The following is a 13,453-nucleotide window of genomic DNA, read 5'->3' on the forward strand; positions in this document are numbered from 1 at the left end:
GGTCAATACAGCTCGTTCTCGTAGTGGTCGTCGATCACGGCATGAAGCGAGCCGGCCAGGTCGCCGAGTTTCTCGGCCATCTTCGCCGCGCTCTCGGTGATCGAGAGGGTGTAGAAGTCCCCGCCCAATGTCACGGCGTCGGCCAGGCCCCGGCTGTCGCCTTCCCAGAGCTTGGCCCGGATCACGGCCTTGCCGCACTGCCCGAACACTTCGCGAATGCGCACGATGGTGGCCAGCACCGCGGGTTTGCCGTCGGCGCTGAGCATTTCGAGTAGCTCCGGCTCGTCGGTGACGAACGCGTCCCCGTTCACCCTGATCACCTCACGGATACCAGGCACGAAGAAGACCAGTCCCACCGCGGGATGCTTGGTGATGTTCTCGTGGGTGTCGGCGAGCTTGTTGCCCGGCCGGTCGGGGATGGCGAGCGTCCACGGGTCGAGGATCCGTACCGATCCCGGTGGGTCTCCGCGCGGGCTGGTGTCCAACTGTCCGTCGGCACCCACGGTGGCCACGCAGAAGAACGGGCTGTGCGCGATGAACCGAGCCGAGAATTCCCCGAGCTTCGGCTCCTTCTTCTCGGCGATGAACCGTTCCGGGTACCCGACGATCTCCCTGACGCGGTCCATGGTGATGGGGGAGTACGAGTCTGCCGCTGTGCCTGTGGTTTTCATCATCGAATTCCCTAGATGTCGAGAACCAGCCGGGGAGTTTGCGCCCGGGAGACGCAGACGAACATGCGATCGTTGGCGGCGCGCTCGGACTCGGAGAGAATGTCGTCCCGATGGTCGGGCACGCCCTCGACGACAGCGGTCTCGCAGGCACCGCAGATCCCGGATCGGCACGACGACGGCATATTGATCCCGGCGCCTTCGAGCGCGGCGAGGATGCTCTGGCCCGCTTCGACGTTGACGGTCCTGTCCGAAGCGGCGCACACCACCTCGATCGGTTTGTCTTCGGCGGATGCCGCCCGCTTGCGTGGTTTGAAGCGCTCGAGATGCAGACTGTCGGCCGGCCAGTGGGCGGTGGCGTCCTGCAGTGCCGACAGCAGCGCCGAGGGGCCGCACGCATAGATTTTCGCACCGCGCCGGACCTGCGCGAACTGCTCATCGAGAGGGATGCGACCGTCTGTGTCGGAGGCGTAGAAACTCACGCGCGTTCCGTATCCGCGGAGTTCGTCCGAGAACGGCATCGAGGTCGCGGTGTGCCCGGCGTAGAGCAGTTTCCAGTCCAGGCCCCAGGTTTCGGCCTGACGGATCATCGGGAGGATGGGGGTGATCCCGATCCCGCCGGCCACGAATACATATGAGGTGGCCCGATGCAGCTCGAAGGTGTTGCGTAGCCCGGCAACCGTGAGTTGCTGCCCCGGCCGCAGAAACGCGTGCACGTACTCGGAACCGCCGCGGCTGGTGCGTTCCCGCCGCACTCCGATGCGGTAGTACGACCGCTCACCGATTGGTCCGCACAACGAGTACCGACGTTGGATGCCGGTCGGCAGGAGCAGGTCGATGTGCGCTCCGGGTTTCCAGGCCGGGAGTAGCTCGCCGCACCGCGATTGCAACTGCACCGACACCACACCGTCGGCCTCCCACCGGAGTTGTCGGACGGCGACGCCGATCCCGTCGGCTGTCAGTTCGCTGCCCACGTCACGCCCTCCTCGTGGTTAACAATGTTAATTGCAGGTCAGAGCGTAGTGTTAACATCGTTAACGTGTCAACCGCCTCGACTGGCCGCGATCGTGTGGCGCTGGCCAACCTGTCGGTGGGCCGCGTGGTCGGGGAGGCCCTGGCGCTGGTCAACGACGGCGGGCTGGAATCGCTGACGATGCGCCGGCTGGCCGATCGGCTGCAAGCGCACCTGCCGACGATCTACCGACTGGTCGACGGCAAGGATGCCCTCATCGACGAGATGGCCGAGACGATTCTGGCGCAGGCGCTCGACAACGCCGACACTGCCGAACCGGAGTGGACCTATCGCGTCAAAAGCCTTGCTGTGGGCCTCCGTTCGGCTCTGCTGGCACAGCGCGACGGAGCTCGGATCGTCGGCGGCAACTATGCCGCCAAGCGGGCCAACCTGACCTTCGTCGACACACTCGTCGGCAGTATCCGCGCCGGCGGTCTGGCCCGTGAATACGCCTTGTGGGCGGCGAGTTCACTGTTCTGCTACGTCCTCGGTGAAGTGCTGGAACAACAGGGCGCGGCCGGGGGAGAGACCGAGACGCTCGAAGGTGTGGTTCGTGCCGGCGACTATCCACACCTCGCGTCAAGCCCCGTCGAGCAACTGCTCGACTTCGACGCGCGGTTCGAGTTCGGGTTGAACCTGCTCATGTCGGGCATGCGCTCCGCTGAAGGACGCGACTGAGCCGTCACGCGGTTGTCGCTCAGTCCCGGCCACGATCGCCCGGATCACGCGAACGTGACCCAGCGGTCGCTGCAGAGACTCCGTAGCAGCCGTGACGTCACTTTCGGTGACGCTTGACAGCAAACACACGTAACCTGTTGGCGCGCGGCAAAGTCGACGACACATCGAGCGGAGCGGAGCGGATGCGGTACTACTACTCGGCGGATGCGATCCGTGCCGCCGAAGCGCCGCTACTGGCATCGCTGCCCGACGGGGTGCTGATGGGCCGCGCCGCCTATGGCCTGGCAACGGCGATCGTGGCCGAGTTGAAGCTGCGTGCCGGTGGTGTGGCCGGTCGACGGATCTGTGCGGTGGTCGGTTCCGGTGACAACGGCGGCGACGCACTGTGGGCGGCGACGTTCCTGCGCCGACGCGGAGCAGCCGCCGATGCCGTCCTGCTCAATCCCGAGAAGACTCACCCCAAGGGCCTGGCGGCGTTCCGGCGCGCCGGGGGACGGGTGGTGTCCGGCATCTCTGCGGCAACTGATCTGGTGATCGACGGCGTTGTCGGCATCTCCGGGCGCGGTCCGCTGCGCGCCAACGCCGCGGCGGTGTTCGAGGCCAACACCGCACCCGTGGTCGCCGTCGACATCCCCAGCGGCCTCGACGTGCAGACCGGGGCCGCGGACGGCCCCCATGTGCATGCCGTCCTGACCGTCACGTTCGGCGGCCTCAAACCGGTACACGCACTGGGCGATTGCGGTCGCGTCGAACTCGTCGACATCGGTCTGGATCTGGCGCCCACCGATCTGGCCGGCCTGCAGGTAGCCGACGTCCGGGAGATCTGGCCGATACCGGGACCACACGACGACAAGTACACCCAAGGTGTGACGGGCGTGGTGTCCGGCTCGGCGACCTATCCCGGTGCGGCGGTGTTGAGCACCGGAGCTGCGGTGGCCGCCACCTCCGGCATGGTCCGCTATGCGGGAAGTGCCGGACCGCAGGTGCTTTCACACTGGCCCGAGGTGATCGCCGCACCCAGTCCTCAGGAGGCGGGGCGGGTTCAGGCCTGGGTGGTCGGGCCGGGGCTCGGCACCGATGACACGGCCAAGTCCGCGCTGCGTTTCGCACTCGAAACCGATCTGCCGGTGATCGTCGACGCCGACGGTCTCACCCTGCTGGCCGCCGACCCCGGCCTGCTGACCGGTCGCGGCGCACCGACCGTGCTCACCCCGCATGCCGGGGAATTCGAACGGCTGGCAGGAGATCCACCGGGCGCCGACCGCGTCGCCGCCACCCGCGGTCTGGCAGAGCGACTCGGTGCCACCGTGTTGCTCAAAGGCAACGTCACCGTCATCGCCTCACCCGGGCACACCACGTATCTCAACCCCGCGGGCCAATCATGGGCCGCCACAGCCGGTTCCGGAGATGTGCTGTCCGGGATCATCGGATCCCTGCTGGTCGCCGGACTGCCTCCCGGCGAAGCCGCGGCCGCAGCCGCCTTCGTCCATGCCCGCGCCGCCAACCTGTCGGCGGCCGATCCCGGTCCCAACCCGGCGCCGACCTCGGCGTCACGCATCCTCGCTCATGTCCGCGCGGCAATCGCTGCGCTGTAGAAGAAAAGGAATTCCATGCCGCACAAGCACCATCGCGCCCCGCACATCTCGCCCGCCTACACCGGCAGATTGGCGATGGCCCCGGTTCCGTCGCTGCGCCTGCCCGACGATGCGATGGAACCCGGTGCGGCCTACCGGTTCATCCACGACGAGCTCATGCTCGACGGCAGCTCACGGTTGAACCTCGCGACGTTCGTCACCACGTGGATGGACCCCGAGGCCGAGAAGCTCATGGCCGAGACGTTCGACAAGAACATGATCGACAAGGACGAGTACCCGGCGACCGCGGCGATCGAGGCGCGCTGCGTGAGCATGGTCGCCGACCTGTTCCACGCCGAAGGACTGAGCGACGATGACGCTTCGGCCGCATGTGGAGTCTCGACGATCGGCTCCAGCGAGGCAGTGATGCTGGGCGGCCTGGCAATGAAATGGCGGTGGCGCGAGAAGGTCGGGTCAGGAAAGGACGGCTGGAATTCCAGAAGACCCAACCTCGTGATGGGTTCCAACGTCCAGGTGGTGTGGGAGAAGTTCTGCCGGTACTTCGACGTCGAACCGCGGTACCTGCCCATGGAGAACGGGCGCTACGTGATCACCCCCGAGCAGGTGCTCGACGCGGTCGACGAGGACACCATCGGTGTCGTCGCGATCCTGGGCACCACCTACACCGGGGAGCTGGAGCCGATCGCCGAGATCTGTGCGGCGCTGGATCAGCTCGCGCAAGACAAGGGCCTGGACATCCCGGTCCACGTCGACGCCGCCAGCGGCGGGTTCGTCGTCCCGTTCCTGCACCCCGACCTGGAGTGGGATTTCCGGTTGCCGCGGGTGGTGTCGATCAACGTCAGCGGTCACAAGTACGGGCTGACCTACCCGGGCATCGGCTTCGTGGTGTGGCGCAGCAAGGAGTACCTGCCCGAGGACCTGGTGTTCCGGGTCAACTACCTCGGTGGGGACATGCCGACGTTCACCCTGAACTTCTCCAGGCCCGGTAACCAGGTGGTGGGTCAGTACTACAACTTCCTGCGGCTGGGCCGGGCCGGGTACACCCAGGTGATGCAGTGCCTGTCGCAGACGGCGCGCTGGCTGGGGGACGAGCTGCGCGACAGTGAACACTTCGAGCTGATCACCGATGGTTCGGCCATTCCCGTGGTCAGCTTCCGGCTCAAAGGAAAGCCGGGCTACACCGAGTTCGACGTGTCGGAGGGTTTGCGCTCCTTCGGCTGGCAGGTGCCGGCCTACACCATGCCCGAGGGAGCCACGGATGTCGTGGTGCTGCGGGTGGTCGTGCGCGAGGGGTTCTCGGCCGATCTGGCCCGGGCGCTCAAGGAGGACACCATCACGGTGCTCGGGCGCCTCGATGCCCTCAAGCCGCGTGGAGCGTTCAACGACCTGCAGCCGTTTGCGCACTAGATGGGCCGGGCCGGTCCGCTGATCAGGCCGGATTTGTGCCTCTGGGACAATGGTCGGCGGTGATATGACATGCAGACGACCGAACGCGCGACCTCGCTGACCCCACACGCATCGCCGCAGGCGGTGGTGGACCTCGGCGCGATCGACCACAACGTCCGCCTGCTGCGTGAACATGCCGGCGCCGCCCGGGTGATGGCTGTGGTCAAGGCCGACGGTTACGGCCACGGTGCCGTCGAGGTGGGCAAGGCCGCGTTGGCCGCCGGGGCCGCCGAGCTCGGGGTGGTGACCATCGCCGAGGCGGTCGCGCTGCGGACTGGCGGGATCACCGCTCCGGTGCTGTGTTGGCTGCACCCGCCGGGCGCCGACTTCACGCCGGCACTGGAAAACGATGTGCAGGTCGCGGTGTCCTCGGTGCGCCAGCTCGACGACTTGCTGGCCGCCGTGCGCCAGACCGGCCGCGCTGCGACGGTCACGGTGAAGGTGGACACCGGTTTGAGCCGCAACGGCGTCAGCCCGGCAGATTTCCCCGCGATGGTCACCGCGCTGGCCCGGGCCCAGGCCGATGGCGCGATCCGGGTGCGCGGCATCATGAGTCACCTGGTGCACGGCGACGAGCCCGACAACCCGTTCAACGAGCTGCAGGGCAAGCGCCTGACCGCGATGCGCGAGCAGGCCGCCGAGCAGGGTGTGGTGTTCGAGGTGGCCCACATCGCGAACTCGCCCGCCGCCATGACCCGGCCGGATCTGGCGTTCGACATGGTGCGACCCGGGATCGCGGTCTACGGGCTGAGCCCCATCCCCGAGCGTGGCGACATGGGTCTGATTCCCGCCATGACGTTGAAATGCCCTGTCGCACTGGTCCGTTCGGTGCATGCCGGCGACGGGGTGTCCTACGGTCACCGGTGGATCGCCGACCGGGACACCACGCTGGCGCTGCTGCCGGTGGGCTACGCCGACGGCATCTTCCGCTCGTTGAGCGGAAGAATCGAGGTGCTGATCAAGGGCAGGCGCCGCGCGGCCGTCGGGCGGATCTGCATGGATCAGTTCGTCGTCGACCTCGGCCCGGATGCCACCGACGTGGCCGAAGGGGACGACGCGATCCTGTTCGGTCCCGGCGCCCAGGGCGAACAGACCGCCCAGGACTGGGCCGAACTGCTCGGCACCATCAACTACGAGGTGGCCACCAGCCCACGTGGCCGGATCACCCGCACCTATCTGCAGGCAGGTCGCGAGCGTTGAGTCGCAATGCTCAGTGGCTGGCCGGTGCCGCCGGGCTCACCGCCGTGGGCACGGTGGCGGGCAGGTCGGTGGCGCGGTCCCTGACCCGGCGCAGCACCGGCGAGGATCCCTACCTGGGTGAAGATTTCGAGCGTCTGGACGCCGACCGAAGTTCCGTGGTGACGACAGCTGACGGGGTGCCGCTGGCCGTGCGTGAGGTCGGCCCCAACGACGCACCGCTGACGGTCGTGTTCGCCCACGGATTCTGTTTGCGCATGGGCGCCTTCTACTTTCAGCGCACCCGGCTGGCCGATCAGTGGGGCCCGCAGGTGCGGATGGTGTTCTACGACCAGCGTGGCCACGGACAGTCGGGGACGGCGCCGCCGGACACCTACACCGTCGAACAACTCGGGCGCGACCTGGAAGCCGTTCTGGCCGTGACAGTCCCACGTGGACCCGCGGTACTCGTCGGCCATTCGATGGGCGGCATGACAGTCCTCTCGCATGCCCGGCAGTTCCCGCACCGTTACCCGAAACAGATCGTCGGCGCCGCGGTGATCTCCTCGGCCGTCGAAGGTGTGGCGCGCTCACCGCTGGGGGAGATCTTGCGGAACCCGGCGCTGGAGGCGGTGCGGTTCCTGGCCCGCTATGCCCCCGGTGCTGTGCACCGCACCCGCGGCGCGGCCCGGTCGGTGATCGGGCCGATCCTGCGCGCGGCGTCCTACGGCGACGAGTCGGTCAGCCCCAGCGTCGTCGAGTTCTCCCAGCGGATGATGCACGGCACGTCGATCACCACGCTGGTCGAATTCCTGCACGCCCTCGAGGTCCACGACGAGGCCGGGGCGCTGCGGGTACTGGCCAAGGTGCCGACACTCATCGCCTGCGGTGACCGGGACCTGCTCACCCCGATGGAATACTCAAAGGCCATGGCCGCACAGCTACCCCGTTCCGAACTGGTGATCGTCGGGGGAGCCGGCCATCTGGTCCAGCTTGAGGAGCCCGTGGTGATCGACGACGCACTGGTCCGTCTGGTGGAGCGGGCTACGCCCTCCAAACTGGTCACGCTGTCCCGCCGGGTCCGCGATCGGGTCCGGTTCCGTGGCTGAGCGCAGCGCCGGAACGGCCGAGCTCGCCACCACCGAGGACACCATCGCCCTGGGCGCGACACTGGGCGCGGGGCTGAAAGCCGGTGACGTGGTGGTGTTGTCGGGTCCGCTGGGGGCGGGCAAGACGGTGATGGCCAAGGGCATCGCGGCGGCGATGGACGTGGACGGGCCGGTGGTCTCCCCGACGTACGTGCTGGCCCGGGTGCATCCCGCCCGGCAGGCCGGCCGACCGGCGATGGTGCATGTGGACATGTACCGGCTGCTCGACCATCCCGGCGTCGACCTGTTGGGGGAGCTCGATGCGCTCGACCTCGACACCGATCTCGACGACGCCGTGGTGGTGGTCGAGTGGGGCGAGGGCCTGGCCGAACGGCTCTCCGATCATCACCTGGACATCCGCATCGAGCGCGACACCGACACCGAGACGCGCACGGTGATCTGGCAGTGGAGCGCCCCATGAACATCTTGACCATCGACACCGCGACCCCGGCGGTCAGCGCCGGCGTGGTCCACCGCGCCGAGGACGGCGCCGTGCGTACCGTCGCCGAACGGGTGACGTTGGATGCCCGGGCCCACGCCGAGCAGCTCACGCCCAACGTGCTCGGTGCAGTGTCCGATGCCGGTATTACTGTCGCGGAGCTCGACGCGGTCGTCGTCGGCTGCGGACCAGGTCCGTTCACCGGGCTGCGGGTGGGGATGGCCAGTGCCGCCGCCTTCGGCCACGCACTGGGTGTTCCGGTGCACGGGGTGTGCAGCCTGGACGCCATCGGTGTTCACACCGACGGCGACGTGCTGGTGGTCACCGACGCGCGGCGGCGCGAGGTGTACTGGGCGCGCTACCGCGACGGAGTTCGGGTCGACGGGCCCGCCGTCAACGCACCCGCCGATGTGGCACTGGAGCCTTCGGCCGCGGTGGCCGGTTCACCCGATCACGCGGCCCTGTTCGCGCTGCCCCGGCTCGACGTGGTGTACCCGACGCCGGCGGGATTGGTGCTGGCGGTGGGCGACTGGGGCGATCCGCAGCCGCTGGTGCCGCTGTATCTGCGTCGGCCCGACGCGAAACCCTCTGTGCCCAAAACTTCTGCGGCGGTGCGGAAGTGACCGTGTACGACGCACTCACCCGTGCCGACGCCACGCGGTGTGCCGAGCTGGAAGCCAAGCTGTTCGTCGGCGACGACCCATGGCCGGCCCGGGCGTTCCTGGCCGAACTCGACGCCAAGCACAATCGGTATATCGCGGCCCGCAGCGACGGCGTTCTGGTCGGCTATGCCGGGATCTCCCGGCTGGGACGGATGCGCCCGTACGAGTACGAGATCCACACCATCGGTGTCGATCCCGAGTTCCAGGGGCAGGGGATCGGGCGCAGGCTGCTCGACGGCCTGCTCGACTACGCTTCGGGCGGAACGGTTTTCCTGGAGGTCCGCACCGACAACGAACCGGCCATCGCGCTGTACGAGAGCGTCGGATTCGTCAACATCGGCCTGCGCAAGCGGTACTACCGCGCCAGCGGCGCCGACGCCTACACCATGCAACGCCTTCCCCAAGGGGGCCCGACGTGATCATCCTGGCCATCGAAAGCTCTTGTGACGAAACGGGAGTCGGCATCGCCGATCTCGCCGCAGACGGAACCGTCAAGCTTCTCGCCGACGAGGTCGCCTCCAGCGTCGACGAGCACGCCCGCTACGGCGGCGTCGTTCCCGAGATCGCCTCGCGCGCGCACCTGGAAGCGCTGGGCCCGACCATGCGCCGGGCGCTGGACGCCGCAGGCATCGAGCGGCCTGACGTCGTTGCCGCGACCATCGGCCCCGGTCTGGCCGGGGCGCTGCTGGTCGGGGTGGCCGCCGCCAAGGCATACGCCGCCGGCTGGAACGTTCCCTTCTACGGGGTCAATCACCTCGGCGGGCACCTGGCCGCCGACGTGTACGACCACGGGCCGCTGCCCGAAAGTGTCGGCCTGCTGGTCTCGGGCGGGCACACCCATCTGCTGCATGTCCGGTCGCTGGGGCAGCCGATCATCGAGTTGGGCAGCACCGTCGACGACGCCGCGGGTGAGGCGTACGACAAGGTGGCCCGGCTGCTCGGGCTGGGCTATCCGGGTGGACGGGTGCTCGACGAGCTGGCCCGCACCGGGGACCGTGACGCCATCGTCTTTCCCCGCGGCATGACCGGGCCGCGTGACGACCCGTACGTGTTCAGCTTCTCGGGACTGAAGACCGCGGTCGCCCGCTACGTGGAAGCTCATCCGGAGGCCTCCCAGGCCGATGTGGCGGCCGGCTTCCAGGAGGCCGTTGCCGACGTGCTGACCGCCAAGGCCGTCCGCGCCGCCACCGATCTCGGGGTCTCCACCCTGCTCATCGCGGGCGGGGTGGCGGCCAACTCGCGGCTGCGTGAACTCGCCGAGGAACGCTGCGCGGCAGCGGGTCTGGCGCTGCGGGTGCCGCGGCCGCGGTTGTGCACCGACAACGGCGCGATGATCGCCTCGTTCGCGGCACACCTGATCGCGGCCGGGGCAGAACCGTCGCCGCTGGATGCGGCCAGTGACCCGGGTCTACCGGTGGTGAAGGGACAGGTTGCATGAGTTTCGCGGACAAGCTTGACGTCACAGAGCTGCTGTACCGCTATGCCGAGCTGATCGACGCCGGCGACTTCGACGGGGTCGGGGAGCTACTGGGCCGGGCCACCTTCGGCGGCCCGGCTTCCGGCAGCGTCTCTGGAGCCCAGACCATCGCGAAGTTGTTCGCCCACACCACGCGCCGGTTCCCCGAGCACGGCAACCGCACCCGAACCCGTCACCTGGTGCTCAATCCGATCGTCGAACTCGACGGCGACCGGGCCGAAGCCCGCTCGACGTTCTGCGTCGTGCAACACGTCCCGGACGGCCCGAAAGCCGTTCCGCTACAGCCCATCGTCGTCGGGCGGTACTTCGACACGTTCGCGCGGGATGACGAGGGCTGGCACTTCACCGAACGCAAGGTCGACGTGGAGATGGTGGGTGACGTCTCGGCGCACCTGAACGTCGACCCGCGACAGTACGAACGCTAGGTCAGCGCGCTTCGTTGATGTGGTGAACCCGCACGCTGACCTCCAGCTGGAAACGGTCGGCGGGGTTCTTGAGTGACAGCCCGGTGAGTTCCTCGATGAGTTTGATCCGGTACAGCAGCGAGTGGCGGTTCAGGAACAGCGCCCGCGCCGCCGCACTGGTGTTCGTCGCTTCGTCGAGCAGGATCTCCAGGGTGTGCACCAGTTGTCCACGCCGGGTCTTGTCGTAGTCGATGAGCGGCTGAAGCGTTTGCAGGACGGACGCCATGCTGCGCGGGTGCTGACGCAGCACCTCGGCGAACTGCATGGGACCGACCGGGCCTTCGGGTAGGGCGGGCGAAACCGGGGCGGCAACGGTGACCGCATGGCCGGGCGCGGGCGCCAGCAGTGCCCAGGTCACGAGGTCGTCGGGGAGCCTGCTGAGTCGCTGTGCGGAATCGACCAATCCGGACACCGTGGATTCCGTTGGGGCCGAAGAGAAATGGCCCATGACCAGATCATCGGTGACCGATGACGTGACCGTGAGGCCGGCGGCGAGCGCCAATTCGTGCAATGCGTTGGCGAACCTGTCGGCGGCCTCGCCCCACTGGGGATCGTCACGCACGCGGCGCCCGATGACCATCTGAACCCCGGTGTCCGGCGGGGAAGGACCGATCAGCGGCAGGATGGTCTTCTGGACATCGGCGAAGGCAATTTCCCAGGGCAGCAGGACAAATGGGCACGCATGCTGGTCGGCGAGCGGGATCAGCAGCTCGAGGAGGTCGCGCGCGTCCACATCGGGGGGTGGGCTGAGAATGATGCCGGCGGCCGGTGAGGCCACCAGGGAAACCAGGAATTCGCGCACACCGGGTTGTTTGAGGTCGGCGCCGGTGGTGAGCACCAGGTCGCCGGGTCGGACGAAGTCCTCGGCGGGTGCGTGGATGATGTCCACCCAGCGGACCTCGCGGGCCAGTCCCCGGTGGCCCGCGACCACTGAACCCTGGTCCAGGGGTGGAATCGTCAAGACCGCCGCCACACTCAGCGACGAGTCCTCGGACATGCCGCTTCCCTTCTGATCAACTGCTCGGCGGTGCGTCGAAGCCGACGGTATCAGCGACCAGTCACGTCGGTGGCCACCTGCCCGGTAGGTGGCCACCGACGTCGGGGTTCGGTCAGCCGACGGACGAGATCGAGGCCAGTTCCCCGGTGGACCGTCGGCTCAGCAGCATGCCCACTGCGAAGAAGATCAGTGGCATCACACCGAAGATCGCCGCCAGCGCGGGAGTGCCGCCGACCACCAGGGTCAGGTTGGACACCACCAGCACCAGGGCCGCTGCCAGGGCGAGCGTCGCGAACGAGGCCAGCACCACCTTGCCGGTGGAGTTGCCACGCCGGACAAAGAAAATCACCACCGAGATCGTGGTCAGCAGCCACAGCAGCGCGAGGGCCAGGATGCCGAGGCCACCACCCGGTCCGAAGATCTGCAACACCGGGTCCAGCTGAAGCGCGGCACAGATACCCATCACGACGAACGAGGCCACGGTGATGACCAGCGAGGCGTTCGACGGTGAACCATGACGCTCGTGCACCTTGCCGATCTTCTTCGAGAACACGCCGCTCTGTCCGAGCACGAACGCGTAGCGCGACGCGATGTTGTGGAACGCGAGGGCACACGCAAAGACACTGACAGACCACAGGATGGTGTTCAGGTCACGTCCGACCATGCCGAGGTACTTGCCCGCGGTGTTCACCATGAAGTTGTCGGGGTCGTCGGTGGCGAGCTGGATGGCGTCGTGCCCGCCGTTGCCCTCGACGAGGGCCCAGCTGGTGAAGGCGTAGAAGACCGCGACGATGCCCACCGCCCAGTAGGTGGCCCGGGGCACGGTGCGGTCAGGGTCCTTGGCCTCGTCCCGGAAAACCGCGGTCGCTTCGACGCCGACGAATCCCCACAGGGCGTACAGCAGGGCGATGCCGAATCCGCCGGCGATGCCCTGCGGGGTGAACGAGTCACCCGTGAGACCGTGCTCGCCGCCGCGCACCACGATGACCAGATCCACCACCATGAGGATCGCGACCTCGGACACCAGGAAGACACCGAGCACCTTGGCACTGAGATCGATGTCGCGGTAGCCGAGCCAACCGACGGCTGCCAGCACCACGCCGGTCAACAACCACCAGGGCAGATCAGGTCCACCGAACCGGGTGATCAGCTCGTTGAGGATGACGCCGTCGTAGGCGGCCACGGCGATCAGAGTCGCCATGTAGGCCGGGAGCGCGAGCACGGCCGCACCGGTGCCGGCCGCCCGGCCGAGCGACTCACGGATGTAGGCGTAGAAGGCCCCGGCGTCGGTGACGTACTTCGACATCGCGACGAAGCTGGCCGCGAAGAGGCCGAAGATGACGCCAGCGACGATGAAGGCGACCGGGATGCCGGTGGTGTTGCCCAACGCCATCGCGATCGGCACATTGCCGCCGATGGTCGACAGCGGCGCCGAGGCCGCCACGACCATCAGCACGATCGCGGGCACGCCGAGGTGGCCGCGCAATTTGGCCGGACGGCCGTCCGATGACGTATCAGGTGGGGTCTTCTGGCCCGCGTTGACAACCTCGGTCATTGGGTTGATTCCTCCTAACTGCCCGCCGCAGTTGGCGGCTGGGTGAAGTCCGGGGCAAGTTTGCGAGAATCACAGGCCGCTTCGCCACTGCAGTTGATCACTTTCCAACACCTTGTTGTAAGCCAGTTCACATCGG

At 67.8% G+C, this 13,453-nt stretch carries 14 protein-coding genes; 10 read left to right on the top strand and 4 right to left on the bottom strand.

Features of this window, described 5'->3' with window-relative positions:
• Positions 1-2 precede the first annotated feature (2 nt).
• Together AC4LGL_RS05535 and AC4LGL_RS05540 are read right to left on the bottom strand one after the other, a co-directional pair.
• Positions 3-671, bottom strand: coding sequence for an MSMEG_1061 family FMN-dependent PPOX-type flavoprotein (locus tag AC4LGL_RS05535; protein WP_491837969.1), 669 nt, complete (start codon positions 669-671; stop codon positions 3-5).
• Between the two features lie 11 nt (positions 672-682).
• A complete protein-coding gene (locus AC4LGL_RS05540; protein WP_491837970.1) occupies positions 683-1,642 on the bottom strand; it encodes a PDR/VanB family oxidoreductase in 960 nt (319 codons plus the stop codon).
• Positions 1,643-1,707: 65 nt separating this feature from the next.
• Here AC4LGL_RS05540 and AC4LGL_RS05545 point away from each other — a divergent pair, with 65 nt between their 5' ends.
• The 10 genes from AC4LGL_RS05545 to AC4LGL_RS05590 all read left to right on the top strand — a co-directional run bounded on the left by AC4LGL_RS05545 (position 1,708) and on the right by AC4LGL_RS05590 (position 10,726).
• Complete coding sequence (locus tag AC4LGL_RS05545; protein WP_491837971.1) at positions 1,708-2,358, top strand: TetR/AcrR family transcriptional regulator C-terminal domain-containing protein; 651 nt, start codon at positions 1,708-1,710, stop codon at positions 2,356-2,358.
• Between the two features lie 182 nt (positions 2,359-2,540).
• Positions 2,541-3,953, top strand: a complete 1,413-nt coding sequence (locus tag AC4LGL_RS05550; protein WP_491839279.1) for an NAD(P)H-hydrate dehydratase — start codon at positions 2,541-2,543, stop codon at positions 3,951-3,953.
• A 15-nt stretch (positions 3,954-3,968) separates the two neighbouring features.
• A complete protein-coding gene (gad, locus tag AC4LGL_RS05555) occupies positions 3,969-5,360 on the top strand; it encodes a glutamate decarboxylase (protein ID WP_491837972.1) in 1,392 nt (463 codons plus the stop codon).
• A 69-nt stretch (positions 5,361-5,429) separates the two neighbouring features.
• The gene (gene alr / locus AC4LGL_RS05560; protein ID WP_491837973.1) at positions 5,430-6,599 is read left to right on the top strand and encodes an alanine racemase; all 1,170 of its coding nucleotides are present in this window, start codon (positions 5,430-5,432) and stop codon (positions 6,597-6,599) included.
• Positions 6,596-7,684 (top strand): alpha/beta fold hydrolase, encoded by a 1,089-nt coding sequence (locus AC4LGL_RS05565; RefSeq protein WP_491837974.1) that lies wholly within the window; start codon positions 6,596-6,598, stop codon positions 7,682-7,684. Before alr ends, AC4LGL_RS05565 begins: the two co-directional genes overlap by 4 nt.
• Positions 7,677-8,144, top strand: coding sequence for a tRNA (adenosine(37)-N6)-threonylcarbamoyltransferase complex ATPase subunit type 1 TsaE (gene tsaE / locus AC4LGL_RS05570; RefSeq protein WP_055109778.1), 468 nt, complete (start codon positions 7,677-7,679; stop codon positions 8,142-8,144). The genes AC4LGL_RS05565 and tsaE overlap by 8 nt, the downstream gene beginning before the upstream one ends.
• A complete protein-coding gene (gene tsaB, locus AC4LGL_RS05575) occupies positions 8,141-8,785 on the top strand; it encodes a tRNA (adenosine(37)-N6)-threonylcarbamoyltransferase complex dimerization subunit type 1 TsaB (protein ID WP_491837975.1) in 645 nt (214 codons plus the stop codon). Before tsaE ends, tsaB begins: the two co-directional genes overlap by 4 nt.
• Complete coding sequence (rimI, locus tag AC4LGL_RS05580; RefSeq protein WP_491837976.1) at positions 8,782-9,243, top strand: ribosomal protein S18-alanine N-acetyltransferase; 462 nt, start codon at positions 8,782-8,784, stop codon at positions 9,241-9,243. Before tsaB ends, rimI begins: the two co-directional genes overlap by 4 nt.
• Positions 9,240-10,262, top strand: coding sequence for a tRNA (adenosine(37)-N6)-threonylcarbamoyltransferase complex transferase subunit TsaD (gene tsaD / locus AC4LGL_RS05585; RefSeq protein ID WP_491837977.1), 1,023 nt, complete (start codon positions 9,240-9,242; stop codon positions 10,260-10,262). Before rimI ends, tsaD begins: the two co-directional genes overlap by 4 nt.
• A complete protein-coding gene (locus tag AC4LGL_RS05590; protein WP_491837978.1) occupies positions 10,259-10,726 on the top strand; it encodes a nuclear transport factor 2 family protein in 468 nt (155 codons plus the stop codon). The genes tsaD and AC4LGL_RS05590 overlap by 4 nt, the downstream gene beginning before the upstream one ends.
• 1 nt (position 10,727) lies before the next feature.
• On the opposite strand, the gene AC4LGL_RS05595 is transcribed toward AC4LGL_RS05590, so the two are convergent.
• Complete coding sequence (locus AC4LGL_RS05595; RefSeq protein ID WP_491837979.1) at positions 10,728-11,762, bottom strand: PucR family transcriptional regulator ligand-binding domain-containing protein; 1,035 nt, start codon at positions 11,760-11,762, stop codon at positions 10,728-10,730.
• Positions 11,763-11,874: 112 nt separating this feature from the next.
• The gene (locus AC4LGL_RS05600) at positions 11,875-13,317 is read right to left on the bottom strand and encodes an APC family permease (RefSeq protein WP_491837980.1); all 1,443 of its coding nucleotides are present in this window, start codon (positions 13,315-13,317) and stop codon (positions 11,875-11,877) included.
• Positions 13,318-13,453: the final 136 nt, after the last annotated feature.

This window comes from Mycolicibacterium arcueilense (assembly GCF_058536225.1).

Excerpts from the sequence above, each read along its gene's own strand:
- gad (WP_491837972.1), top strand. The coding sequence starts at position 3,969 with ATGCCGCACAAGCACCATCGCGCCCCGCACATCTCGCCCGCCTACACC.
- alr (WP_491837973.1), top strand. The coding sequence starts at position 5,430 with ATGCAGACGACCGAACGCGCGACCTCGCTGACCCCACACGCATCGCCG.
- AC4LGL_RS05600 (WP_491837980.1), bottom strand. The coding sequence starts at position 13,317 with ATGACCGAGGTTGTCAACGCGGGCCAGAAGACCCCACCTGATACGTCA.
- tsaB (WP_491837975.1), top strand. The coding sequence starts at position 8,141 with ATGAACATCTTGACCATCGACACCGCGACCCCGGCGGTCAGCGCCGGC.
- AC4LGL_RS05595 (WP_491837979.1), bottom strand. The coding sequence starts at position 11,762 with ATGTCCGAGGACTCGTCGCTGAGTGTGGCGGCGGTCTTGACGATTCCA.
- AC4LGL_RS05590 (WP_491837978.1), top strand. The coding sequence starts at position 10,259 with ATGAGTTTCGCGGACAAGCTTGACGTCACAGAGCTGCTGTACCGCTAT.
- AC4LGL_RS05535 (WP_491837969.1), bottom strand. The coding sequence starts at position 671 with ATGAAAACCACAGGCACAGCGGCAGACTCGTACTCCCCCATCACCATG.
- AC4LGL_RS05550 (WP_491839279.1), top strand. The coding sequence starts at position 2,541 with ATGCGGTACTACTACTCGGCGGATGCGATCCGTGCCGCCGAAGCGCCG.